The organism is Pseudomonas sp. NPDC096925 (assembly GCF_044762545.1).
Classification (GTDB): Bacteria; Pseudomonadota; Gammaproteobacteria; order Pseudomonadales; family Pseudomonadaceae; genus Aquipseudomonas.
On sequence record NZ_JBIWEM010000004.1, the window covers coordinates 285,969 to 310,032 of the forward strand.

Genomic DNA, 24,064 nt, shown 5'->3' on the forward strand with positions numbered 1-24,064 from the left:
GGCGACGGTTGGAACAGCCCAGGTAGACCCGATTACAGGGGTCGGTAGTTACCGTTCGAATTTCAACTTATTTTGCGGAGTGATCATGCCCAAGGCTTCCCATCAAGATCTGCGTTTTGCCTTCCGCGAGCTGCTCGCTTCAGGTTCCTGTTATCACACCGCATCGGTGTTCGACCCGATGTCGGCACGCATTGCCGCAGACCTGGGCTTCGAGGTCGGCATCCTCGGTGGTTCCGTCGCTTCGTTGCAGGTACTGGCCGCACCGGATTTCGCCCTGATTACCCTCAGCGAGTTCGTCGAGCAGGCCACCCGTATTGGTCGCGTGGCGCAACTGCCGGTGCTGGCTGATGCCGACCACGGCTATGGCAACGCGCTGAACGTCATGCGCACGGTCATCGAACTGGAGCGCGCCGGCGTGGCTGCGCTGACCATCGAGGACACCCTGCTGCCGGCCCAGTTCGGGCGCAAGTCCACCGACCTGATCCCGGTTGAAGAGGGCGTCGGCAAGATCCGTGCGGCGCTGGAGGCGCGGGTCGATTCGTCACTGTCGATCATTGCCAGGACCAACGCTGGCGTGCTCACCACCGAAGAAATCATCGTGCGTACCCAGAGTTACCAGAAGGCCGGAGCCGACGGTATCTGCATGGTGGGGGTGAAGGACTTCGAGCAGCTTGAGCAGATTGCCGAGCACCTGACGGTGCCGCTGATGCTGGTGACTTACGGCAACCCGAACCTGCGCGACGACGAGCGCCTGGCGCGCCTGGGCGTGCGCATCGTGGTCGATGGTCACGCAGCCTACTTTGCCGCGATCAAGGCCACCTACGACTGCCTGCGGCTGCAGCGCGGCCAGCAGAACAAGTCGGAAAACCTCAGCGCCACCGAGCTCTCGCACACCTACACCCAGCCCGAGGACTACATCCGCTGGGCCAAGGAATACATGAGCGTCGAGGAGTGACAGCGCGCTCCCTGTAGGAGCGTCACAGGTCCCGATCCCACTCGGGTTCGTCCTGGAACCGCTGCACGAGAAAATCCAGCATGCTGCGCAAGGTCGCCGGCATGTGCTTGCGTGAGGTGTACACCGCATTCAGGTTCAGCTCGCGCGGCCTGGCCTCGGGCAGCAGGCGCACCAGCTCGCCCCGGCGCAGGGCCTGCGCAGCCTGGTAGGTCGGCAGCATGGCGATACCAGCGCCGGCCAGCGCCGCCTTCTGCAGTGTCATCGCCTCGTTGGCACTGATGTTCCCCGCCACCGGCACAGCGACCTGCTGGCCGGCCACCTCGAAATGCCACAGGCTGTGGCCGAAGTAGGCATGGGTCAGGCAGTTGTGCCGGCTCAGTTCCTCGACCCGTTGCGGCGTGCCGTGCTCGCGCAGGTAGGCCGGTGCCGCACATACCACCGAGCGGCACACGCTCAGACGCCGGGCGATCAGGTTGGGGTCCAGGTCATTGCTGGTGCGGATGGCCAGGTCGATGCGCTCGTCCACCAGGTTGACTGTGCGATCGAGCATCTGCAGTTCCACCTTCACCCCGGGGTAGCGCCGGACGTAGGCGGCCACTGCATCCACCAGCTGTGCCTGGCCGAACGAGGTGCTGACACTGATGCGCAGCGCGCCCTTGGGCGCGTCATCCGGCTGCTGCACCGCGGCCTGCAGGTCGCCGGCCAGTTCCAGCAGTTGCCGGCAGCGGGGCAGGGTTTCCTGGCCGGCTGCGGTGAGGCTGAGCTTGCGCGTGGTGCGCTGCATCAGCCTTGCGCCAACCCAGTCTTCCAGCTCTGCCAGGTAGCGCGACACCACCGGTCGGGACAGTTGCAGATGATCCGCCGCCGCCGACTGGCTGCCCAGGTCGACGACGGTGACGAAAACGCGCATGGCGTTGAGACGGTCCATGATTTGCCCGATTTCAGAAACAAACTATGTTCGAGCATCGCATTTTTTGTCATGGATTGGGCAACTAAGCTGGTGGGCATTGTTCATCTGACGGGTGTTTGCGATGTCTCTTTTCACTCCCTTGCGTGGTCTGCTGCTGGCCTGCGTGACTCTGGCCGGCCCGGTGCTGGCTGCCGAACCCTTGCGGCTGGAGGTGTACAACCCCGGGCACGAGGCGATTTTCCCGGTCAGTTCGGTGATCGTCAGTGGCGAGCACGACGCCATCCTCGTCGATGCCCAGTTCGGCAAGGCCCAGGCCGAGCAGCTGGTGCAGCGCCTGCGGGCAGGTGGCAAGCAGCTGACCAGCATCTACATCAGCCATGGCGACCCGGACTACTACTTCGGCCTGGATACCCTGACCCAGGCCTTCCCCGACGCCAAGGTGCTGGCTTCGGCCGCCACGGTTGCCCATATCCGCCAGACCATGGATGCCAAGCTGGCTTACTGGGGCCCGCAGATGGGCACGGACAAGCCAGCGCGGCTGGTGCTGCCACAGGTGCTCGAAGGCAACCGCCTGACGCTGGAAGGGCAGGCTCTCGAGGTGGTCGGCCTGGACGGCCCGCAACCTGACCGCAGTTTTGTGTGGATCCCGTCGATCAAGGCGGTGGTCGGTGGCGTGGTGGTGTCGGAGAACATTCATGTGTGGATGGCCGACACTCAAACGGCCAAATCCCACGCCGACTGGCTCGGCACCCTGGCGCACATCGAAGCGCTGGCGCCGCGCACGGTCATCCCCGGGCACTACCTGGGGGACAGCAGCCGATCGCTGGAGTCCGTGCATTTCACGGCGAACTATATTCGTGATTTCGATGCCGAGACCGCCAAGGCGAAGGACGCCGGTGCGTTGATCGCGGCGATGAAGCGACGTTACCCGGGCCTGGCCGATGAAAGCTCGCTGGAGCTGGGGGCCAAGGTCGCCAAGGGCGAGATGAAGTGGTAATTCCGTTCAACTGATGGAGAGTATCCCATGAGCAAGATCGCAATCATCGGTGCCACTGGCCGCGCTGGCAGCCAGTTGCTGGAAGAGGCCCTGCGCCGTGGCCACAGTGTGCTGGCCATCGCCCGCGACCCGTCGCGGCTGCAGGGGCGGGACGGGGTGACCGTCAAGGCGCTGGATGCCAGGGACAGCGCGGCCCTGCAAGCGGCGGTCGCGGGTATGGATGCGGTGCTGAGTGCGGCGCATTTCTCGACCATCGAACCGCACGCCATCATTGAGCCGGTCAAGCGGGCCGGGGTCAGGCGCCTGCTGGTGGTGGGTGGTGCCGGCAGCCTGTTGCTGCCATCGGGGCATCGAGTGATCGACAGCCCGAACTTCCCCGAGGCATACAAGGCCGAGGCCACTGCCGGGGTGCGTTTTCTGGAGGTGTTGCAACGGGAACCGAACCTGGACTGGACCTTCCTGTCGCCGTCGGCGGAGTTCGTTGAAGGTGAGCGCAGCGGGCACTACACGCTGGGCAAGGATCATCTGCTGATCGGTGCGGATGGCAAGAGCTGGATCACCTTTGCCGATTACGCGATTGCCATGCTCGACGAGCTGGAAAAGCCGCAACATTCGCGGCAGCGATTCACGGTCGGGTACTGAGTCGCCTGCTTCGCGGGCACGCCCGCTCCCACAGGTAAAGCACAGGTCTTGGAATCCGTGCAGTACCTGTGGGAGCGGGCGTGCCCGCGAAGAGGCCCTCACTGGCTGGCCTGGTGTTCCAGCCAATCCAGCAACTCCCCCAACCCCGCCGGCAAGCTCCTGGCCTGGCTCACCAGGTAATACCCCTTGCCGGTCATCACCTTCAGCGCAAACGGCATGCACAACCGCCCCCCGCGCAAGTCATCGCCGATCAGCGACCAGTCGCCGATGGCCACCCCGGTCCCCTGCGAGGCCATGGCCATCGCCATGTCCAGCGTCTCGAAATGCTGCTTCGGCCCTTGAGTGCCCAGCGTCACCCCCGCTGCCTGCAGCCACAACCGCCAGTCATGCTCATCCCGCGACGGGTGCAGCAGCATGTGTCGCGCCAGGTCCTCGACCTGCTGCAACGGTACCGGCCCCTGGCGCAATGACGGCGCGCACACCGGCGTCAGTTGCTCATCGAACAGCTTGCGCACGCGCAGCCCGTGGTTCGGCGCCTCGCCGTAGACCACCGCCGCATCGAAACCCTCGCGGCGGAAATCCACCCCATGCTGCACCGTGGTGGTCAGCTCCACCGGCACATCCGGGCGTAACGCCTGCCATTCCATCAGGCGCGGCAGCAGCCAGCGCATCACGCAGGTCGGAGCCTTGAGCTGCAAGGTAGTGCTGCGCCCACCTACCTCACGCACCCCTTGTTCGATCAGCGCGAACACCTGCTGCACTCGTGGCAGCCAGTCCTGGCCTTCACGGGTCAGGCTCAGCCCGCGGGCCTGGCGCTGGAACAAGGCATAACCCAGGTGCTCCTCGAGCGCTGCGATCTGCCGGCTGACGGCGCCCTGGGTGATATGCAGCTGCTGCCCGGCACGGGTGAAGTTGCAGTGCTGGGCGGTAACCAGAAAGGTATGCAGGGCGGGTAGGGGCGGGAGGCGTTTCATTGCGCTAAGCCATGATTACAGGACATGGCTAGTATGTGTTTTTTTGCATTGTGGCGATAGCCGTGGCTGGGTCCAATAAGGGCATAACCCAACCAAGATTCATGGTGAAACCCGATGGCAACCTGCGGCGAAGTACTGGTAAAACTCCTTGAAGGCTATGGCGTGGACCATGTCTTCGGCATTCCTGGTGTACATACCGTGGAGCTCTACCGCGGACTGGCCGGCTCGTCCATCCGTCATGTCACCCCGCGCCACGAGCAGGGTGCCGGGTTCATGGCCGACGGCTATGCGCGGACCCGCGGCAAGCCCGGGGTGTGCTTCATCATCACCGGCCCGGGCATGACCAACATCACCACCGCCATGGGCCAGGCCTATGCCGACTCGATCCCGATGCTGGTGATTTCCAGCGTGCAGTCCCGCGACCAGCTGGGCGGTGGCCGCGGCAAGCTGCATGAGCTGCCCAACCAGGCGGCACTGGTGTCGGGTGTTGCTGCGTTTTCCCACACCTTGATGAGTGCCGATGACCTGCCACAGGTGCTGGCCCGGGCGTTCGCCGTGTTCGAAGGCGCCCGCCCGCGGCCGGTGCATATCGAGATCCCGCTCGATGTGCTGGTCGAACCGGCCGATCACCTGCTGCCGGGGCGTCCGGTGCGTGGCAGCCGGGCGGGGGCAGCGCCACAGGGCGTGGCGCAGATGGCCGAGCGCCTGGCCAATGCACGGCGGCCCTTGATCCTGGCCGGGGGCGGCGCGTTGGCTGCCGGCGCTGCGCTGGCGCGCCTGGCCGAACACCTTCAGGCCCCGGTGGCGCTGACCATCAATGCCAAGGGGTTGCTGCCGTCCAGCCACCCGCTGCAGATCGGCTCGACGCAGTCGTTGCCGGCCACGCGGGCGCTGGTGGCCGAGGCCGACGTGGTACTGGCAATCGGTACCGAATTGGCCGAAACCGACTATGACGTGACCTTCAAGGGTGGTTTCGAGATCCCGGGCAGCCTGTTGCGCATCGATATCGACCCGGACCAGACCGTGCGCAATTACCTGCCGGAGCTTTCGCTGGTGGCTGATGCCGCACTGGCCGCCGAAGCGCTGCTCGGTGCCTTGCAAGCCCTGCCGCAGCCGATGCGCGAAAGCACCTGGGGTGTGGCGCGCGTGGCCAATCTGCGCCAGGCACTGGCGACGGGTTGGGACCAGCCGACCCTGAGCCAGACGCGCTTGCTGACGGCGATTCTCGAGCGCCTGCCCAATGCCATTCTGGTGGGCGATTCGACCCAGCCGGTGTACACCGGCAACCTGACCCTGGACATGGAGCAGCCACGGCGTTGGTTCAATGCCTCGACCGGCTACGGCACCCTGGGTTATGCGTTGCCGGCGGCCATGGGCGCCTGGCTGGGCAGCGCGGAACAGGTCGGCGAGCGTGCGCCTGCAGTGTGCCTGATTGGGGATGGCGGTTTGCAGTTCACCTTGCCGGAGCTGGCCAGCGCGGTGGAGGCGCAAGTGCCGCTGATCGTGCTGCTGTGGAACAACCAGGGGTATGAGGAGATCAAGAAATACATGGTCAACCGGGCGATCGAGCCGGTCGGGGTGGATATCCATACCCCGGACTTCATTGGTGTGGCGCGGGCCTTGGGCGCTGCGGCGGAGCAGGTGGCGGATGTGGCGCAGTTGCAGGCGGCGTTGGGGCACGCGGTGGAGCGCAAGGGGCCGACCCTGATCCAGGTTGACCAGAATCAGTGGCAGGGGGCTGTGTTGGGTTGAGGAATTGCTATTGCCTGAGCTGGCCTCTTCGCGGGTGAACCCGCTCCCACAGGTACTGCACAGTTTTCAGTTTCTGTGCAAAACCTGTGGGAGCGGGTTTACCCGCGAAAGGGCCGGGGCAGGCGAAAGCTGAACTTCAGCCAGCAGTCGCCCGCAACCTGGCCACATCACGAATCGGCGGCGCGCCATACAGCCGGCTGTATTCACGGCTGAACTGTGACGGGCTTTCATACCCCACCCGATAGGCCGCCACCGCTGCCTCCAGCCCGTCATTGAGCATCAACCGCCGCGCCTCCTGCAGGCGCAGTTGCTTCTGGTACTGCAACGGGCTCATCGACGTCACGGCCTTGAACCGGTGGTGCAAGGTCGAGGTGCTGAGGTTGACCTCCCGTGCCAGGTCCTCGATGCGCAAAGGCAGCTGGTAGTTCTGGTTGAGCCAGGTAATGGCCTGGCAAACCCGGTGGGTCTGGCTGTTGGCCAAGGCGATTTCGTACAGCCGATAACCCTGCGGCCCACGCAGCAGGCGGTAGAGAATCTCCCGGCGGAACAGTGGCGCCAGCATCGCGATGTCGCGCGGGGTATCCAGCAGGCGGATCAGCCGCAGCAGGGCGTCGAGCAACGCGGCATCGGTTCTCTCCACATACAGGCCACGGCCGGAAGGCCGGTTGGGCACCAGCATCGGCCCGCTTTCGGCGATCAGCTGGCTGATCTCGGCCGGGTCCAGGTCCATGCGCAGGCCAAGGCTGGGGTGCTCGGGGCTAGCGTCGAGCCTTACGCCGCTCAACGGCAAGGTTACCGAAACCACCATGTAGTGCAGCGGGTCGTAGGCGTACTGTTCGTCCCCAAGGAACAGGCTCTTGCTGCCCTGGGCGAGGATGCACAGCGCGGGTTGCGCCAGGGTCGGCACCGAGCGCACGTTCTCGGTGTAGCGCACCAGGTACAGGTCATCGATGGCCGATGCCGGGCCGTGAGGCTCGCCGGCGTGGCGGCGGATCAGCTCGGCCAGCTCCTGGCGTTGCAGTTCCAGGCTCGGGTCGATGGACGTGGCGGTGGTCATGATGGCTTTCCTCTGCTGACCGACGCAGCATAGGTTTGGGCAATGGCGGGCGCTAGTCAAAAGCTGCACGTCGATTGCCTGATCCTGCCGCGCCGCAGGATCAGGCAATCGCCGAGCAGTAATGGCCTAACGCGCCGCGCGGGTGAGCCCCTAACCTTGGCAACCTGGCTTTTCCGTCCGCCTGCTTCAAGGAGATTGTGCAATGACCCCGACACAACCGGTCACCCACCTTGCTTTCATCCGTGCCAGCAGCGGGCGCTCGGCGGAGCTGGGCGCGCGCCTGCGTGACCTGCTCGAGCCCTCACTGCGGGCACCGGGTTGCCTGAGTTTCACGGTGCAGCGTTCCCAGGCAGATGCCGACCTATGGTTGCTCAGTGGAAGCTGGCGTGACCAGCAGGCGATGAGTGGGTACTTTGCTTCGCCAACGCTGGAGGTGTTTGGCGAGCTGGTGCAGGCACGGGTGGTCAGCAGCCTGGATCTGCATACCTTTGATTGATCTGTCGCCTGTACCGGCGATAGGGCCGGTACAGGCAAATAGGGTAAAATGCCGGCCCTCGATCAACGAAGCGGACAGCAACATGGCACGTAGGGAGTTCCCGCATTTCGAAGCGGTTTCGGCGATGGTCCCGGTGGAAGGCGGCGGCTACAACGCGGCCATCGCGACCAAGGCCTTGGGCATGGGCGGTGCGCCGCGCTTTCACAAGATTCTCGACGGCCAGGTGTTCAAGGGCGCCGTGGCCGCCGACGAAGCGGCCACGGCCGAGTTGCAACGCCTGCAGGGCGTCAGCGAAGACGGTGAGCTGATCTGGTGATCAGGCCGGCGGGCGGGCCATCTTGAACAGGTTGCCCAGCTCGAAATAGTCTGCCGGGCCACCGCCACGCAGGATCGGTTCGGCAGCAGCGGTATCGTAGATGCCGTTCTTCAACAGGTGCTCGGCAATGTGCACCGCCACCACTTCACCCAGGATCAGCCAGCTGGGCACCGGTTCCTGATCGGCCCGCTTGAGCTGGACGATCTGGCTGACCTTGCACTCGAAGGCCACCGGGGTTTCGCCGACACGCGGCACGTTGACAATGCTCGACGCTGTGGCAGTGAGGCCGCTCAATTCGAATTCGTTTATCTCGGCGGCAACCGGTGCGCAGCTCTGGTTCATCTGCTCGGCCAACGGGCGGGTGGCCAGGTTCCAGACGAATTCGCCGGTCTGCTCGATGTTGTTCAGGCTGTCTTTGCGCCCGACGCTACAGAAACCGATGATCGGCGGGATGTAGTTGAAGGCGTTGAAGAAGCTGTAGGGCGCAAGGTTCAGGCGGCCTTCGCGGTCCTGTGAGGAGATCCAGCCGATAGGGCGGGGGCCGACGATGGCGTTGAACGGGTCGTGGGGCAGGCCGTGGCCTTTGGCGGGTTCGTAGTAATACATCTGTGCTGGGCTTGCTGGCCCTACCTCCTGGTGGACAAGGTGCCTAGTGTGCCAAGCCTGTGCCCGCCTGCAAATGATCAAGCCCGGCCGAAGCCGGGCTGGGGGCGCGCATCAGGGATCAGCTGATGCGGTGGGCGTTGGTGCGCTCGAAGCCGTCTTCGGCGAAGCGCTGGCCACCGGTGCGGTCGAAGCCGTCTTCGGCGAAGCGCTGGCCACCGGTGCGGTCGAAGCCGTCTTCGGCGAAGCGCTGGCCACCGGTGCGATCGAAACCGTCTTCGGCGAAGCGCTGGCCACCGGTGCGGTCGAAGCCGTCTTCGGCGAAGCGCTGGCCGCCAGTGCGGTCGAAACCATCTTCAGCGTAGGCAGCGGATTGGCTCTGGGTCGCTGCGAAGGTGTGGGCGTTGGTGCGGTTGAAGCCATCTTCGGCGAAGGCGCCAGTAGCGAAAACCGAGAGGGCCAGGGTGAGGATCAGTTTGTTTTTCATGGTCGTTGCTCCAGGGGTTTTTGGGGTTGTTTGTTTCTATGGGTTTAATCCTACGCCGATTAATTTGATTAAAAAGCGCAAATAATAGTGCTTAAAAATCGAATAATTCGATATATGTTGGCGTGGATCCTGTGGCTCTGGCAGCGGTTCTGGCTCAGGATGTGCCTTCCCATAAGGCGACGTTCTGCCAGCCATTTCAGCTTGAGCGGGGGGAATTAATGGGGCGTTAAGGATGAAAGATCTTTCATTGAAGGCTGCTCAACGCATTTTTCATACATCACCAACCGATTTTTCAAATGCTGCTCAGCACCATCGCCGCACCTCAAACCGGAGCGGCACAACAATGAACAAACTCCCGCAAATCACCTTGGCCTTCTGGGTCATGAAGATCTGCGCTACCACCCTTGGCGAAACGGCAGGTGACTTGCTGTCGATGACCCTGAACATCGGCTATGCCCTTAGCTCGCTGCTGCTGATCAGCGTGTTCCTGCTGACCCTGCTCGGCCAGCTGTACTCGCGCCGCTACCACCCGATGCTGTACTGGCTGGTGATCCTCTCTACCAGTACTGCCGGCACCACCATGTCCGACTTCATGGACCGCACCCTGGGCCTGGGCTATGCCGCAGGTTCGGCCATCCTCATCGGCATCCTGCTGTTGACCTTCCTGGTATGGCGCCTGAGCGGCAACCCACTGGATGTCACCCGCATCAAGAACCGCACGGGCGAGCTGTTCTACTGGGTGGCGATCCTGTTTTCCAACACGCTGGGCACTGCTCTGGGCGACTACCTGGCCGATGACTCGGGGCTCGGGTTTGCCGGTGGTGCATTGCTGATCGGCAGTGCCATCGCCTTGGTGGTGGTGGCCCGCTACTGGACGCGCATCCCCGGCGTGGTGTTGTTCTGGGTTGCGTTCGTGCTCACCCGGCCGTTCGGTGCCACCTTGGGCGACTTCCTCACCAAGCCCCACGAGAAGGGCGGCCTGGACTTCGGCACGGTCGGCTCTTCGGCGGTATTGGGCGGGGTGTTGCTGGTGCTGGTGCTGATGGCCACCTGGTACCAGCGCCGTGAACCGCGTCAGGTGTTGGAGATGTCCTGAGCCTGCTTTCAGGTACTTATGAGCCGATTAATTGGGCTATTCGGCTCACATGGTGAGCCGAATAGGATTTCTAATCGGCTCGTCAGAGGGTTTTGGAGGTATGGCTTGATGTTTGCGGTGTTGCTGAAATCGAGCGCCACCCGCGCGGCGCTCGATCTGATAGGCGCTGAACCGCTCACGACGAACGCCTGGCAACCCTGACATATCCTCAAACGCCCGATAAAAAAGGGGCGCCCCATGCACTGGAGCGCCCCTTTTCAGTATTGCCAGGCCAGCATCACTCAGTGGTAATTCGCGAGTGCTGCTTGGTGTCCTTCATGGTCGCGTACACCAGCAACGAGCAGGCGATGCAGGCGGTGACGTACCAGTAGAAGCCGCTCTCCATGCCCGCGCTCTTGAACCACAGGGCCACGTACTCGGCGGTGCCGCCGAAGATCGACACGGTCAGGGCGTACGGCAGGCCCACGCCGAGGGCGCGGATTTCGGTGGGGAACAGCTCGGCTTTGACCACGGCGTTGATCGAGGTGTAGCCACTGACGATGATCAGCGCCGCCATGATCAGGAAGAACGCGCCCCACCACGTCTGGATGGTGTGCAGGGTGCTGAGGATCGGTACGGTGAACAGGGTGCCGAGTACACCGAAGGCGATCAGGATCGGACGGCGACCGATCTTGTCGGACAGGCCGCCGATCACCGGCTGCAGGCACATGAACAGGAACAGCGTCGCGGCCGAGATGGTGGTCGAGTCGCTGATGCTCATGCCCACGGTGTTGACCAGGTACTTCTGCATGTAGGTGGTATAGGTGTAGAAGGCCAGGGTGCCGCCCATGGTCAGGCCGACCACGGTCATCAGCTCCTTGGGGTGGCGCAGCAGGGTGCGCATCAGGCTTTCCTTGGCCTTTTCCTTCTTGGTGAACGAGGCGGTTTCTTCCATGCCGCGACGCAGGTACAGGGCTACCACGGCGCACAGCGCACCGATCACGAACGGAACGCGCCAGCCCCAGGCATACAGCTGCTCGGTGGTCAGGGTCTGTTGCAGGACGATCAGTACCGCCAGGGCGATGAGCTGGCCGGAGATCAGGGTCACGTACTGGAAGCTGGAGAAGAAGCCACGGCGGTCCTTGCTGGCCATTTCGCTCAGGTAGGTAGCCGAGGTGCCGTATTCACCGCCCACCGACAGCCCCTGCATCAGGCGTGCGATGACCAGCAGGATTGGCGCGGCGACGCCGATGGTTTCGTAACCCGGGGTCAGGGCGATGACCAGCGAGCCGGCGCACATCAGCAGCACCGAAGCCATCAGTGCGGCCTTGCGGCCTTTGCGGTCGGCGTACAGGCCCATCAGCCAGCCACCGATCGGGCGCATGAGGAAGCCCACAGCGAAAATCGCGGCGGTATTGAGCAATTGTGCGGTGGAGTCGCCGGCCGGGAAGAAGGCCTTGGCGAAGTACAGCGAGAATGCGGCGTAGACGTACCAGTCGTACCATTCGACCATGTTGCCGATGGACCCGCTGAAGATCGACTTCAGGCGGCTGGCGGTGGTTTTTTCTGCGGCAGGCGCGGTGGCCGCCCCGGCGGGCAGGGAGGTGGCATTATCCATCAGGGATACCTTCTCGTTGTTTTTGTGGAGCGCGCCGTGGCGCAGCTTGCACAGGTGATTGCAGAAGGTGTGCCAAATGGGTGCATGGGGCTTCAAATGGGGGCGCTGTGCGCCCCTTCGCGGGCACGCCGGCTCCCACAGGTACCGCGTGGCGCCTGACGTGTCGCAGTTCTTTGTAGGAGCGGGCGTGCCCGCGAAGGGCTGCAACGCAGTCCCAAAAAATCTTGAAAATGAGCGGCTTTTTGCTTACTGGCTGAGCGCTATAGGCGGATTTTCGCTCATTCCCGCCCAATAAAATCCTCGCGTACCAAACCATGCCGCAGCATCTTTTCATTAAGCGTGCGCCGCGGCAGCTGCAAGGCCTCCATCACCGCCTTGATTTCGCCCCCATGCTGGCGCAGCGCCGCGCGCAGGCATTGCGCCTCGAACGCTTCCATCTGCTCGCCCAGCGACTGCCCGGCAGGCGCCACCTCGATGTTCGGCGAACCCAGCCCCAACGCATGGCGTTCCGCCGCATTGGCCAGTTCACGCACGTTGCCTGGCCAGTCATGCGACAGCAGCTGCGCCAGTTGTGCACCCGACAGCGGCGGGGCCGCACGGCCAAGCTTTTCGGCAGCGGCACGGGCAAAGTGCTCGAATAGCAGTGGAATGTCCTCACGCCGCTCACGCAATGGCGCCAGGCGTAACTCGGCCACGTTCAGGCGATAGGCAAGGTCTTCGCGGAAGCGCCCGGCGCGGGCTTCTTCGAGCAGGTCGGGCTTGGTCGCGGCAATGATGCGCAGGTCGACGCTGATGCTCTGATTGGCCCCCAGGCGCTCCAGCTTCTGTTCCTGGATCACCCGCAGCAGCTTGGCCTGTTGGGCCAGTGGCATGCTTTCGATTTCGTCGAGGAACACTGTGCCACCGTTGGCGTACTCCAGCTTGCCGATGCGCTTGCCCTGAGCGCCGGTAAAGGCGCCGCTTTCATGGCCGAACAGCTCGGCCTCGAACAGCGACTCGGGGATGGCTGCACAGTTGAGGGCGACGAACGGCTTGCTGGCGCGCGGGCCAAAATCGTGCAGGCAGCGGGCCACGCGCTCCTTGCCACTGCCGGTTTCGCCACGGATCAGCACATTGACCGGCAGGCTGGCCAGGTCCAGCACTTGCCGACGCAGCTGTTGCAGGCCCTGGGACATGCCCAGTAGCGTGCCTTCCAGGCGTGACTTGAGGTCGGCCTGCTCGTGCAGCCGGCGGTTTTCCAGCACCAGCTGGCGCTTTTCCAGGGCCCGGCGCAGGCTGCCCAGCAGGTGCTGCGGGGTGAAGGGTTTTTCCAGGAAGTCATAGGCTCCGCTGCGCATGGCTTCCACCGCCATGGGCACATCGCCGTGGCCGGTCAGCAGGATCACCGGCAAGTCGGGGTCGTCTGCCTGCAGGCGTTCGAGCAATTGCAGGCCATCCATGCCCGGCATGCGCACATCGCTGATGATCACCCCGGGAAAGTGCCGCGGCAGGTGCGCCAGGCATTCCTCGGCGCGGGCGAACAGTTGCACGCTGAAGCCGGACAGGCTCAGCCATTGTTCGACCGCAGTGCGGATACTGGCTTCATCGTCGACGACGATCACTGAATTCAACATACAGGCTCCAGGTCACGGGGCAGGGTAAGGCTCAGGCGCGCACCGCCGGGCAGGTTTTCGGCCTGCAGTTGGCCACCGGCCTCATGGACGATACCGTAGGAAATGGCCAGGCCCAGCCCCAGGCCTTCGCCCACCGGCTTGGTGGTGAAGAACGGGTCGAAGACCTTGGCCAGGTCGGCCTCGGCGATGCCGCCACCCGAATCCAGCACGCTCAGGCGCCACAGTTCGCCGTCGGGCTCGATGCGGATTTCCAGGCGTTTGTAGCGCTTGTCGGCCATGGCGTCGAGGGCATTGCGCAGCAGGTTGATCAGCACCTGCTCCAGGCGAATGGCATCGCCGCGCACCCAGGCCGGGCGCGCCAGGTACAGGGCTACCTCCACTTCTTCACTGCGGATGCGCGCTTCCAGCAGGTGCAAGGCCTGGTCGACCACGGTGGCCAGGTCGAGGCGCTCGCGCAGGCCGACCGGGCTGTTGCGGGCGAAGGTTTTCAGGTGGCTGGTGAGCGCGGCCATGCGCGTGAGCATCTGCTCCAGCGGTTCCAGCGCCCGGCGTGCTTCGTCATGGCGGCCATGGTCGAGTAGCAGGCGCAGGGTTTCCAGCTGCATGCGCTGGGTGGTCAGCGGCTGGTTGATTTCATGGGCCATGGCTGCCGACATCTGCCCCAGCGCGGCCAGCTTGGCCGATTGCACCAGGCCTTCCTGGGCGGTGCGCAGCTCCCGGGTGCGCTCCTCGACCTGGCGCTTGAGCTCCTCCCGGCTGCGCTGGCGCAGGCGGGCCAGGCGCAGGCGCTGGCTGACGAACAGCGCAGCGAACACCAGGCTCAGCCATACGGCGGCGGCGCCGAGCGCGGCATTGCGGCCGTCGGCGGCGACCTGCGGCTTGCGCAGCAGGTGCAGCGTCCAGTTCTCGCCCTCCAGCGGCAGGCTTTCCCACAGGTACTCGGCATTGCCCTCCGGGCCTTGCACGCGGCTAAGGGTGCTATTGGCGGCAAAGCGCGTCAGCACCTGGTGCTGCAGCGGCACCAGCGGTTGCTTGTCGTACTGACGGGTTTCGGCCAGCTCGGCACGGTCGGCGCCACTGAGTGGCTGCAGCTCGCGGTAGCGCCAGCCGTCCTGGTTGGCGATGAAGGTGATGCCACGGGCATCGCTGACCAGCAGGATATCGCTGCCCTGGCGCCACTCGCGCTCCAGTTCGGGAAACTCCAGCTTCACCACCATGGCACCGAGGAAGCGGCCATGCTCGTCGTTCACCGCGCTGGCGAGGAAGTAGCCCGGCACGCCACTGGTCACGCCCACGGCGTAGAAGCGGCCACTGCCCTGGCTGCGGGCTTGCTTGAAATAGGGGCGGAAACCGTAGTTGGAGCCCACGTAGCTGCTGGGCAGTCGCCAGTTGCTGGCAGCGATGGCCAGGCCGGTGCGGTCGAGCAGTTCGAGGGTAGAGGAATTGGCCGCTCCGTTGATGCGCTCAAGCTTGCGGTTCAGGGCGTCCTGCACCGGTTCGCTGACCGGGCCGCGCAGAGCGGCGATCAGTTCCGGGTCCAGCGCCAGCACGGCGGGCAGGGCGCGGTAGCGGTCGATCAGGGTGTGCAGGGCATTGGCGTACAGGCCCAACTGCTGGCTGGCACGCCGGGCGTCGTCTTCCATGGCCTGGCGCTTGGCCTGGTGCATGGCCCAGCCGGCGCTGAAGGCGGTGCCCAGCACGATCAGCAGGGTGATCAGCCCCAGACGCAGGGCGCGAACGGAAAAGGGCATGGGGCGGATCCGGATGAATGGGACATCAGGGCCGGCCTGTTCGCGGGTGAACCCGCTCCCACAGGTATCGCGCAGGCCATCTGCTTGCGGAGTACCTGTGGGAGCGGGTTTGCCCGCGAAGGGGCCGGTACAGGCAAAACCTGTCAGTTACAGCAGTTCAAAGCTCTGCTGCTGCACCGCCTGGGAATCCAGCCCTACCTGGACATTGAACTCCCCTGGCTCGGCAACCCGCTGCAGCTGGCCATTGTAGAACTTCAGGTCTTCCTCGCTGATGCGGAAGCTCAATGTGCGCGACTCGCCAGGCTTGAGCATCAGTTTCTGGAAGTTCTTCAGTTCCTTGACCGGGCGGCTCATGGACGCCGACACATCCTGCAAGTACAGCTGCACCACGGTTTCACCGTCACGCTTGCCGGTGTTCGTCACTGTTACCTTGGCCAACAGTGTGTCGCCACGCTTGAGGTTGTTGGTGGACAAGGTCAGGTCCGACAGCTCGAAGCTGCTGTAGCTCAGGCCATAGCCGAACGGGTACAGCGGGCCATTGGGCTCCTCGAAGTACTGCGAGGTGTAGTTGCCCGGCTTGCCCGGCGTGAAGGGGCGGCCAATACGGGTGTGGTTGTAGTACATCGGGATTTGCCCGACCGAACGGGGGAAGGTGATGGCCAGCTTGCCGGACGGGTTGTAATCGCCGAACAGCACGTCGGCGATCGCGTTGCCGCCTTCGGTACCGGCGAACCAGGTTTCGAGGATGGCGTCGGCTTGCTCGCGTTCCCAGGCAATCGACAGTGGGCGGCCGTTCATCAACACCAGCACCAGCGGCTTGCCGGTGGCCTTCAGGGCCTTGATCAGCTCACGCTGGCTGGCCGGGATTTCCAGGGTGGTGCGGCTCGACGACTCGTGAGACATGCCGCGGGATTCGCCGACCACTGCCACTACCACGTCGGACTGCTTCGCCGCCTTCACCGCTTCGTCGATCAGCACTGCAGGCGGACGCGGGTCGTCGACGATTTCCGGGGCATCGAAGTTGAGGAAGTTCAGGTAATCGAACATCGCCTTGTCGCCGGTGACGTTGGAACCTTTGGCGTAGACCAGCTTGGCCTTGCCCTCCACGGCACGGCGCAGGCCTTCGCGCACAGTCACCGAGTGCACTGGTTTGCCGTCGGCAGCCCAGCTGCCCATCATGTCGATCGGGGCATCGGCCAGCGGGCCGACCAGGGCGATGGTGCCGGCCTTTTTCAGCGGCAGGGTCTGGTTGCGGTTTTCCAGCAGCACCAGGCTGCGGCGCGCCACGTCACGCGCGGCGTCGCGGTGCAGGCGGTCGTTGCCGTAGTAGTCCTTCAGGTCGGTTTCGGCCTTGCCGATGCGTACGTACGGGTCCTTGAACAGGCCCATGTCGTACTTGGCACCAAGCACTTCGCGCACCGCCTGGTCCAGCTCGCCCTGGGTAACTTCACCGGACTTCAGCAGGCCTGGCAGCTCTTCGCCGTACAGGGTGTCGTTCATGCTCATGTCGATGCCGGCCTTGATCGCCAGCTTGGCGGCTTCGCGGCCGTCGCGGGCGACGCCATGGCGGATCAGTTCCTGGATGGCGCCGTGGTCGCTGATGGTCACGCCCTTGAAGCCCCACTCCTTGCGCAGCAGGTCGTTCATCAGCCAGGTGTTGGAGGTGGCCGGCACGCCGTTGATCGAGTTCAACGCCACCATCACCCCGCCGGCACCCGCGTCGAGTGCGGCGCGGTAGGGCGGCAGGTAGTCGTTGTACATTTTCGGCAGGCTCATATCGACCGTGTTGTAGTCGCGCCCGCCTTCCACTGCGCCATACAGGGCGAAGTGCTTGACGATGGCCATGATGCTGTCGGGGTTGGCCGGGCTGCTGCCCTGGAACGAGCGGACCATCACCTGGCCGATCTTCGAGGTCAGGTAGGTGTCTTCACCGAAGCCTTCACTGGTGCGGCCCCAGCGCGGGTCGCGGGCGATATCGACCATCGGTGCGAAGGTCATGTCCAGGGCGTCGGCAGCAGCTTCGATGGCAGCGGTGCGGCCGACTTTGGCAACGGCGTCCATGTCCCAGGTCGCGGCCATGCCCAGACCGATCGGGAAAATGGTGCGCTCGCCGTGAACGGTGTCGTAGGCGAAGAACATCGGAATCTTCAGCCGGCTGCGCATCGCCGCGTCCTGCATGGGGCGGTTCTCGGGGGCCGTGCGTGAGTTGAAGGTACCGCCGATGCGCCCGGCGGCAATTTCCTCGCGGATCTTATCCTTGGGCATTTCCGGCCCGATGCTGATCAGGCGCAGCTGGCCGATCTTCTCGGCTTCGGTCATCTGGCTGATCAGATGGTCGATGAACGCCTGCTTGTCCTGCAGGGGCGGGGCGGAGGGGGCGGCGAGGGCCGCCTGACTGGCAAGGCCCATGGCCAGGCCCAGCAAAGACAGTTTCATCATCAATTCCGTTATGGGGCCTCTGCCGTATCCACGGTGATACGTGCGCGGCCGAGTTTTTCAGGCGGCTATTGTTGTACGATTTGCAGGCATTTCTTCCAGCGGCGGATTATGCCTGAATATGTCGCCTGCGGACGAAGCCCCGAATGCCGGGACAACAACTATAAGAACGCTCAAGAGACCGACGGCATGACCCCCCTCGACGAATACCATCAGCGCCAGATCGCTGAAGCCATTGCCCGTGCCGAGCGGCGCACCGATGCCGAACTGGTGACGGTGCTGGCCCGCCGTGCCGATGATTACGCCTATTGGCCTTTGTTCTGGGCCGCCGTGCTGGCGCTGGCCGTGCCGTGCCTGATGCACTGGCTGCTGGGCTGGCCCGGCGTGCGTGGCCTGCTGGTGGCCAATGTGCTGCTGTTCGTCGGCCTGTGCCTGCTGCTGCGCAACCCACGCCTGGCCGGCTGGCTGATCCCCCGGGCATTGCGCCGCTGGCGCGCTTCGCGCCTGGCCCGCCAACAGTTTCGCGAGCAGAACCTGCAGCGTACTGCTGGTGCCACGGGCGTACTGATTTTCGTCAGCGAGGCGGAGCGGCATGTGGAGATCCTGGTCGACCGGGGCATCGAGCACTACCTGGATGCCTCCGCCCGCGCGGCCATCGTCGCCCGCTTTGCCGAACAGGTACGCCAGGGCCGCACCTTGCAGGGTTTTGTCGAGTGCATCGAGGCGTGCGGCGAGCTGCTCAGCGAGCACGTGCCACCTACCCATGCGCGTAACGAGTTGCCCAACCGGCTGGTGATTCTCGATTGAGTCGGCGTCCGATGGCTTGATGCTTCCCCTGTGGGAGCGGGCGCGCCCGCGAAACAGGCAACGCGGTGTATGGCACCGGCTTCGCCGGTGTTCGCGGGCAAGCCCGCTCCCACAGAACTGTACATAACTCATTGAATTAGCGGGGATTCTGTGGGAGCGGCTTTAGCCGCGAACACCGGCGCAGCCGGTGCCATGCACACAGGGTACGCGGGCCGCTTGCGAATTCAGCTCTCTACGCGACAGCGCAGCCCAAAGGACTGGGCGATCTCCCACAGGAAGTTAGCCACCCTGTAGAATGCGTGCATTGCGCCAAGCGCTCCCCGCTATCCGAGGCACCGTTTCTCCATGTCCGCCAGTTCTTCTGCCCCATCCGCGCCGGATGCGCGCACCCAGTTTCTCGACCTGCTGAAAGCCGCCTTGCATGGCAATACCTTGGTCAAACTGGTGCTGGCGCGCCATGTCGGTGCCGACCAGACCTTGCAACGGATCATCGCCAAGCCGCTGCAGGTCAAGGGCCAGCCGTGCCTGTCGCTGGTCTACCGCCACCAGACCCGCGACATCACCCGCAACCTGGCGCTGGACCAGGCCCAGGCGCTGGTCACCGAGCTGCTGCCGGACAGCTTCCGCAACGCGCACCTGTTCGACGCCGACGGTGAAGTGCAGCTGACCTTCAGCAAGAAGGGCAAGCCCATGCTCCAGCGCCACGGCGCACAGGCCCCGCGTGAAGCTGCCACCAGCAGTGGCCATGACCGCGAGAAGAAGCGCTACCTGGAGCTGTCACGGCCGTTCCTGCGTGACCTCGGCGTAACTGACGCACAAGGCGCGCTGATCCCGTCCATGTCGCGCAAGTGGAAGCAGATCAACAAGTTCATCGAAGTCTTCGACCACGCCCTGGCCAGCGCCCCGGTGCCGGTGGAGCAGGCGCTGCGGGTGGCCGACTTCGGCTCGGGCAAGGGCTACCTGACCTTTGCCATGCACGACTACCTGCGCAACAGCCTGGGCCGCGAAGCGCAGGTAACCGGCGTCGAGTTGCGCCAGGACATGGTCGACCTGTGCAACGCCGCCGCCTCGCGCCTGGAACACCCAGGCCTGGAATTCCAGTGTGGCGACGTGCGTAGCGTGGTGCCGGAGGCCATCGAGGTGATGATCGCCCTGCATGCCTGTGACATCGCCACCGACTACGCCATCCACACCGGCATCCGCTGCAACGCCGCGATCATCATGTGCTCGCCGTGCTGTCACAAGCAGATCCGCCCGCAACTGCACAGCCCGGGGTTGTTGCAACCGATGCTGCAGTACGGCCTGCACCTGGGCCAGCAGGCCGAGATGTTGACCGACAGCCTGCGCGCGCTGTACCTGGAAGCCTGCGGGTACGAGACCAAGGTGTTCGAGTTCATCTCGCTGGAGCACACCAACAAGAACAAGATGATTCTTGCGGTGAAGCGGCGCCAGGCAGGGGACAACGGGGCGTTGCTGGAGAAGATTGCCCAGCTCAAGGCGTTCTATGGGGTGCAGGAGCATTGCCTGGAAACGTTGTTGCGGGCGGATGGGTTGCTCTGATTGTTGCCACCGTTTGACCTGCTCACGCGTGCCTCTGTGGGAGCGGGCGTGCCCGCGAACACCGGCGAAGCCGGTGCCAGCCTCCGCGTTGTATTCTTCGCGGGCATGCCCGCTCCCACAGCGCTCCCAAAGGGCTTGGCGTACTCCTACAGGAATAGCGAAACGCCCATTCTTCCAATCAGAAAGATCAAGAGGATTAAAAAGAAGGTGCGGATAAACCGGCTTCCGTAACGTAATGCCAGGAAAGTACCCGTCAACGAACCTGCAACATTGCAGGCAGCCACCACACCACCGATTGTCCATAGCACATGGCCGGAGGGGATGAAGAAAAGCAGTGCCGCAGTAAATGTACCCAGGTTGACCAACTTTGCAGAGGCCGATGCGTTCAGGAAGTCGAAACCAAAATATTTGACGAAAATGAACAGCAGCAAGCTGCCACTGCCGGGTCCAAAGATACCATCGTAGAAGCCGATGGTGCCACCAAAGAAAATACCCAGTACGATTTCTTTCTTGCCGCATTGTATAGATGTATGGGTTTGCCCAAGGTCTTTCTTGATGAATGTATAAATTGCCATTGCTACCAGAACGACGAAGACAATGTACTCCATCAAGGCTTTGGGCGCCAGCGAGACGGAGTAGGCGCCCAGGAATGCAAAGACAAACGCAGAAAGTGCTGTCGGTAGCATCAGTCGCCATACGATCTTGATTCGTTTCGCATAGCTCAGGGTGGAGAAAATGTTACCCGCGAAAACAGCGACTTTGTTAGTGCCAAATACGGTGGCCAAACTGTGGTTTGGCAGTGCGTGAAGGAGGGCGGGGACTTGCACAAGCCCTCCGCCACCTACTGCTGCATCAATTAATCCGCCGCAAAAAGCGAAAAGGCCCAGAGTGATCAGAGCGTGCTCGAATTCCATGGGGGACACCAGGTTTATGAGTGGAGATCTATCGGCTTTTTGATACGGCAGTCAGGCGTGTGGCCGATCAAATCGGTCAGTTAATTTGGCTCAAGACCTCGCGAAGGTTATAAAACGCCTTGCCAACACGTTGGTTGTAATCAAGCATGATCGTCTGCAGTCGAACTGGGTCAAAGGTCAGTCCTGTAACCCGGCCATACGCTTGCGCAGCGGCCAAGGCATGCAGACCATGCTTGTTCTCGACTTCGCCGGAATGGCTGAGTACATAGCCTTTTGCGTTTCTTAGATCATTGGTATTTGAACCAAGTGACGGGTTGATAGCCAAAAGTTTATCTTCAATGTGTTGGGCGAGAAAATTGTACTCGCGTCCATTCCAGAGTTCAGATGCGATGGAGACCATCATGGCATTCATCATGGATTGCATATATTCGATAGAATTCATCGGAAGTTTATTCCCTGCTACGCCAACGCTGTAGAGGAAACCGGAGAAATCGTTACACTGCTTTACAGAGAATCGGTCTTGACTCCAGTCGGTTGCGCTGAAGGCGCCTGTCATGTTCGGGTACATTCCATCATGTCCCTCATGTCCTAAGCCGAAATCATCTTTTGCAACTTCGTGCATGTGGGCCATGACGATGCAATGACCACTTTGCTTCTCCAGCGGTAGGGATAGGGTGTCATTCGACAATCGCATGATGACCTTTGCGGAGACCAAGCTTGTCGTTTTATGTGTCTCATTCCATCCGTTGAAGAACTTTAAAACTCCTATGTCAGTATTTTTCTTTTCTAGAAAGAGTTGAAAGGCACTTTCGGTAAGGTGGTGAGAGTCCTGCGTGATGGGATGGTTGAGCACTTCGATCATTGCTTTTTGAATTGCAGGTATGTCCTCAATCTTGGCGAGTAGAGGTTTTCTTCTATGGTCTATGCTGAGTTGTCGTCCAGGTATTTTCAGGTTTTGCAAGTGGCTGGGTAATGATTCGATAAATTTATGTCCAAACTCCTGCATTGATATCGTGTTTTTGAAGAGGCTTTTCCTGTTGTTTTTGGGCATGTGTACACCTATAAGCAAGCGAGTGAGTGGCCAATGTCGTACTGATGGATAAGGTGTGGAAGGTAGCTAATTTTGTGTTGAATATTATTGTTGTTATGGGTAGTGGTGGTAGGTCCTGATGGTTTTTCTAGGGTATTTAAAGTTCGGCACGAAGAGGCGTGAGCTTTTTGTTAGGGTAGAAAGATGCATGGATGACATTGAGTTTGTCCCTGTTTGGCCTTTGTTTTTTGAGGTCCATTTCGTGCAATAATGACATCACTGTTTTTTTGCTGAAGTCAACAGGTTTTTTAGGGTGTTTGTTTCTGGGGGTAGTTAAGTGCTGGTGGGCGGTGTTATTCCTACGGAAGTTTCTTTTAAAGCTGTAGGAAAGTTCTTTGTTCTTAAGTGGGTTGTGTTTTTGCATTCGTAGGTGCGATCACAGGCTTCGTTATCTTTTGGTTATGGAGCTTGAGTTTGTCTTGAACTCTCAGTTCTCTACCTGTAGTCGTATAGATGCATTCCTCGACCTCTTGAGAGCGATGGATTATTTCAACGCCCTGATCGGCATGCCCTGTGATCGTCAATGCAGCGCTGGCCCCCACAAGCTCCTGAGTCGCTCGACAAAGTGCTGCTTCTGGTTGACCACCGAAGCCTCGCTCAACGGCCGGATGGCAATCGACAGGTGCACCGGACGCGCGTTTGGTGAATAGCCAAACGGCTTCCATAACGCCAGGCTGGCGCCATTGCTTCTCAGCAGAGTGAGCCTTGGGCAAATGATTTATCAGCGGCTCTTGTGAAGCGCAGCACTCGGTAACACGTTATCCGGCACGGACGCATTTGCACCTTTCAGGGGCTCGGCTTCGCTGGCAGATGCTCCAGGCTGACGGGCCTGCCGATATTCGCTGGGCGTGCAGTTGCTGACCTGCTTGAAGGCGCGGGCGAAGTAGGACGGGTCCTTGAAACCTGCCTCATAGCCGATGCTGGTAATCGGCATCTGGCTGTTGACCAGCAGGTCCATGGCCAGGTTCATGCGCTTGCTCAGGATGTAATCCAGAAACCCCACGCCGTTGACCTCCTTGAACAGGCGGCTGAAGCGAGCGGTAGTCATTCCGCAGCGCTGCGCCAGGTCCTTTTGATCGATGCATTCGCGAAAATGCTGGTCGATGTACGGCATCACCTTGCTGAGCGCCTGGTGCTTGTGGTGTTCGCCAGTCAGGCGAATGCTGTCGGGCAGCGACGGCAGATGGTCGATCTGCTGCGAATTGCCCTGACTCTTGATAGTGCGGCGGACTTCGCAAAGCTGCTTCAGGACGCCGAGGTAGCGACTCATCTCGCTGGCTGTAAGCGGCAATACCAGATATTCCCAGACACGCGAACGCATGGCCCAGACGGCCAGTTCTTCGGAGTGCTGCACTGTGAGCATGGTGATCGGGATGGCAGGCGAGCTGCGCTTTACCTCAAGGAGCAGGTTGAGGTTCAGGGTGTCGGGACGATCGAAATGCATGCAGATCATGTCTGCCTGCTGACGTTCGGAATGCGCGACCGTCTTTGCCAGCTTGCAATCGCAGACATGACTGAACTGTGCCATCAAGGCTTCGGTGGAGCGATCACGTGTCAGATCGAACCACAACAACAGGGGCTTTTTGCCCGGGTTAGACATCATGACCTAACCTGCTCCTGAGGGTGTCCCTACGTGCTGCAGTATTGACAACATGCCATCAGCTCGCCGATTGATTTGGTTATTAGGCTAGCTAGTTTTTGTCTATTGCGTTCTATGTGTTGTCTAAAGCCCTGATGTTAGACGGGCTGCGGATTTTTGTTGGTGTTTGGCCAGAACGACCGCTTGTCGCCTTTGACTGAGTGGGCCGTACGCTTATGCTGAATCGAGTGCAAATGCGTTCGAAAGTGCTTCTCACATTATCCTTTCCCGCTTGTTTCCCTGGTGGCCTGTCACTTTTTTCGATGCTGGCAAATGGCCGCAAAAAAGTCCTAGCGATTCGCAAAAATCTCCTAACCACCACTGTCACCCTCTGACTAGGATTCCCAACAGGTAGTGCAAAACACCACTGCC

General features: G+C 62.0%; 21 protein-coding genes and 1 pseudogene. 9 read left to right on the forward strand and 13 right to left on the reverse strand.

All coding sequences use genetic code 11. The features are described 5' to 3' along the window. Positions 1 to 85: 85 nt before the first annotated feature. Entirely contained in the window at positions 86 to 955 is an 870-nt protein-coding gene (locus ACIQYU_RS15100) for an oxaloacetate decarboxylase (protein WP_003259571.1), read from the forward strand. Between the two features lie 22 nt (positions 956 to 977). Here the strand turns inward: ACIQYU_RS15100 and ACIQYU_RS15105 are convergent, their stop codons facing one another. Then, a complete protein-coding gene (locus tag ACIQYU_RS15105; protein ID WP_207836705.1) occupies positions 978 to 1,883 on the reverse strand; it encodes a LysR family transcriptional regulator in 906 nt (301 codons plus the stop codon). A 103-nt stretch (positions 1,884 to 1,986) separates the two neighbouring features. Here ACIQYU_RS15105 and ACIQYU_RS15110 point away from each other — a divergent pair, with 103 nt between their 5' ends. Both ACIQYU_RS15110 and ACIQYU_RS15115 read left to right on the forward strand, forming a co-directional pair. Further along, positions 1,987 to 2,862 carry an MBL fold metallo-hydrolase gene (locus ACIQYU_RS15110; protein ID WP_207836703.1) on the forward strand — a complete coding sequence of 292 codons (876 nt, stop codon included), beginning with the start codon at positions 1,987 to 1,989 and terminating at the stop codon, positions 2,860 to 2,862. Between the two features lie 27 nt (positions 2,863 to 2,889). Further along, positions 2,890 to 3,504, forward strand: coding sequence for an NAD(P)-dependent oxidoreductase (locus tag ACIQYU_RS15115; RefSeq protein ID WP_233687039.1), 615 nt, complete (start codon positions 2,890 to 2,892; stop codon positions 3,502 to 3,504). A gap of 98 nt (positions 3,505 to 3,602) precedes the next feature. Here ACIQYU_RS15115 and ACIQYU_RS15120 read toward each other — a convergent pair whose 3' ends face one another. Then, entirely contained in the window at positions 3,603 to 4,478 is an 876-nt protein-coding gene (locus ACIQYU_RS15120) for a LysR substrate-binding domain-containing protein (protein WP_207836698.1), read from the reverse strand. 114 nt (positions 4,479 to 4,592) lie between these two features. Here ACIQYU_RS15120 and ACIQYU_RS15125 point away from each other — a divergent pair, with 114 nt between their 5' ends. Beyond that, a complete protein-coding gene (locus tag ACIQYU_RS15125; RefSeq protein WP_233687038.1) occupies positions 4,593 to 6,230 on the forward strand; it encodes a 5-guanidino-2-oxopentanoate decarboxylase in 1,638 nt (545 codons plus the stop codon). Positions 6,231 to 6,366: 136 nt separating this feature from the next. Here ACIQYU_RS15125 and ACIQYU_RS15130 read toward each other — a convergent pair whose 3' ends face one another. Beyond that, the gene (locus ACIQYU_RS15130; RefSeq protein ID WP_196178570.1) at positions 6,367 to 7,287 is read right to left on the reverse strand and encodes an AraC family transcriptional regulator; all 921 of its coding nucleotides are present in this window, start codon (positions 7,285 to 7,287) and stop codon (positions 6,367 to 6,369) included. Between the two features lie 202 nt (positions 7,288 to 7,489). On the opposite strand from ACIQYU_RS15130, the gene ACIQYU_RS15135 reads away from it, so the two are divergent. Together ACIQYU_RS15135 and ACIQYU_RS15140 are read left to right on the forward strand one after the other, a co-directional pair. Further along, positions 7,490 to 7,783: a putative quinol monooxygenase gene (locus tag ACIQYU_RS15135; protein WP_063913220.1), complete on the forward strand. Its 294-nt coding sequence runs from the start codon at positions 7,490 to 7,492 to the stop codon at positions 7,781 to 7,783. Between the two features lie 82 nt (positions 7,784 to 7,865). Then, positions 7,866 to 8,099 (forward strand): hypothetical protein, encoded by a 234-nt coding sequence (locus ACIQYU_RS15140; RefSeq protein ID WP_233687037.1) that lies wholly within the window; start codon positions 7,866 to 7,868, stop codon positions 8,097 to 8,099. Here ACIQYU_RS15140 and ACIQYU_RS15145 read toward each other — a convergent pair whose 3' ends face one another. After that, a complete protein-coding gene (locus ACIQYU_RS15145; protein WP_063913219.1) occupies positions 8,100 to 8,705 on the reverse strand; it encodes a flavin reductase family protein in 606 nt (201 codons plus the stop codon). A 118-nt stretch (positions 8,706 to 8,823) separates the two neighbouring features. Beyond that, a complete protein-coding gene (locus tag ACIQYU_RS15150) occupies positions 8,824 to 9,189 on the reverse strand; it encodes a heme utilization protein (RefSeq protein ID WP_207836680.1) in 366 nt (121 codons plus the stop codon). Between the two features lie 343 nt (positions 9,190 to 9,532). Here ACIQYU_RS15150 and ACIQYU_RS15155 point away from each other — a divergent pair, with 343 nt between their 5' ends. After that, on the forward strand, positions 9,533 to 10,285 hold the full coding sequence (locus ACIQYU_RS15155) for a hypothetical protein (RefSeq protein WP_063913217.1): 753 nt from the start codon (positions 9,533 to 9,535) through the stop codon (positions 10,283 to 10,285). A 277-nt stretch (positions 10,286 to 10,562) separates the two neighbouring features. Here ACIQYU_RS15155 and ACIQYU_RS15160 read toward each other — a convergent pair whose 3' ends face one another. The 4 genes from ACIQYU_RS15160 to bglX form a co-directional block, all read right to left on the reverse strand. Further along, the gene (locus ACIQYU_RS15160) at positions 10,563 to 11,882 is read right to left on the reverse strand and encodes an MFS transporter (RefSeq protein ID WP_063913444.1); all 1,320 of its coding nucleotides are present in this window, start codon (positions 11,880 to 11,882) and stop codon (positions 10,563 to 10,565) included. Positions 11,883 to 12,160: 278 nt separating this feature from the next. Next, positions 12,161 to 13,495 carry a sigma-54 dependent transcriptional regulator gene (locus ACIQYU_RS15165; protein ID WP_233687036.1) on the reverse strand — a complete coding sequence of 445 codons (1,335 nt, stop codon included), beginning with the start codon at positions 13,493 to 13,495 and terminating at the stop codon, positions 12,161 to 12,163. Then, a complete protein-coding gene (locus tag ACIQYU_RS15170; protein ID WP_063913215.1) occupies positions 13,489 to 15,246 on the reverse strand; it encodes an ATP-binding protein in 1,758 nt (585 codons plus the stop codon). Before ACIQYU_RS15170 ends, ACIQYU_RS15165 begins: the two co-directional genes overlap by 7 nt. Before the next feature lie 147 nt (positions 15,247 to 15,393). Beyond that, positions 15,394 to 17,685 carry a beta-glucosidase BglX gene (gene bglX / locus ACIQYU_RS15175; RefSeq protein ID WP_063913214.1) on the reverse strand — a complete coding sequence of 764 codons (2,292 nt, stop codon included), beginning with the start codon at positions 17,683 to 17,685 and terminating at the stop codon, positions 15,394 to 15,396. Positions 17,686 to 17,871: 186 nt separating this feature from the next. Between bglX and ACIQYU_RS15180 the strand changes: the two genes are divergently transcribed. Together ACIQYU_RS15180 and ACIQYU_RS15185 are read left to right on the forward strand one after the other, a co-directional pair. Continuing rightward, a complete protein-coding gene (locus ACIQYU_RS15180) occupies positions 17,872 to 18,489 on the forward strand; it encodes a TPM domain-containing protein (RefSeq protein ID WP_207836673.1) in 618 nt (205 codons plus the stop codon). A gap of 345 nt (positions 18,490 to 18,834) precedes the next feature. Continuing rightward, positions 18,835 to 20,049, forward strand: coding sequence for an SAM-dependent methyltransferase (locus ACIQYU_RS15185; protein WP_207836649.1), 1,215 nt, complete (start codon positions 18,835 to 18,837; stop codon positions 20,047 to 20,049). Between the two features lie 146 nt (positions 20,050 to 20,195). Here the strand turns inward: ACIQYU_RS15185 and ACIQYU_RS15190 are convergent, their stop codons facing one another. From ACIQYU_RS15190 to ACIQYU_RS15205, 4 genes and pseudogenes are all read right to left on the reverse strand, one after another. Continuing rightward, positions 20,196 to 20,963 (reverse strand): TSUP family transporter, encoded by a 768-nt coding sequence (locus ACIQYU_RS15190; RefSeq protein ID WP_207836647.1) that lies wholly within the window; start codon positions 20,961 to 20,963, stop codon positions 20,196 to 20,198. A gap of 76 nt (positions 20,964 to 21,039) precedes the next feature. Beyond that, positions 21,040 to 22,014, reverse strand: coding sequence for a hypothetical protein (locus ACIQYU_RS15195; protein ID WP_233687035.1), 975 nt, complete (start codon positions 22,012 to 22,014; stop codon positions 21,040 to 21,042). A gap of 562 nt (positions 22,015 to 22,576) precedes the next feature. Beyond that, a pseudogene (locus ACIQYU_RS15200) lies at positions 22,577 to 22,690 on the reverse strand (DUF4917 domain-containing protein); the annotation flags it as partial. An 84-nt stretch (positions 22,691 to 22,774) separates the two neighbouring features. Beyond that, positions 22,775 to 23,656 (reverse strand): AraC family transcriptional regulator, encoded by an 882-nt coding sequence (locus ACIQYU_RS15205; RefSeq protein ID WP_207836638.1) that lies wholly within the window; start codon positions 23,654 to 23,656, stop codon positions 22,775 to 22,777. Between the last annotated feature and the right edge of the window lie 408 nt (positions 23,657 to 24,064).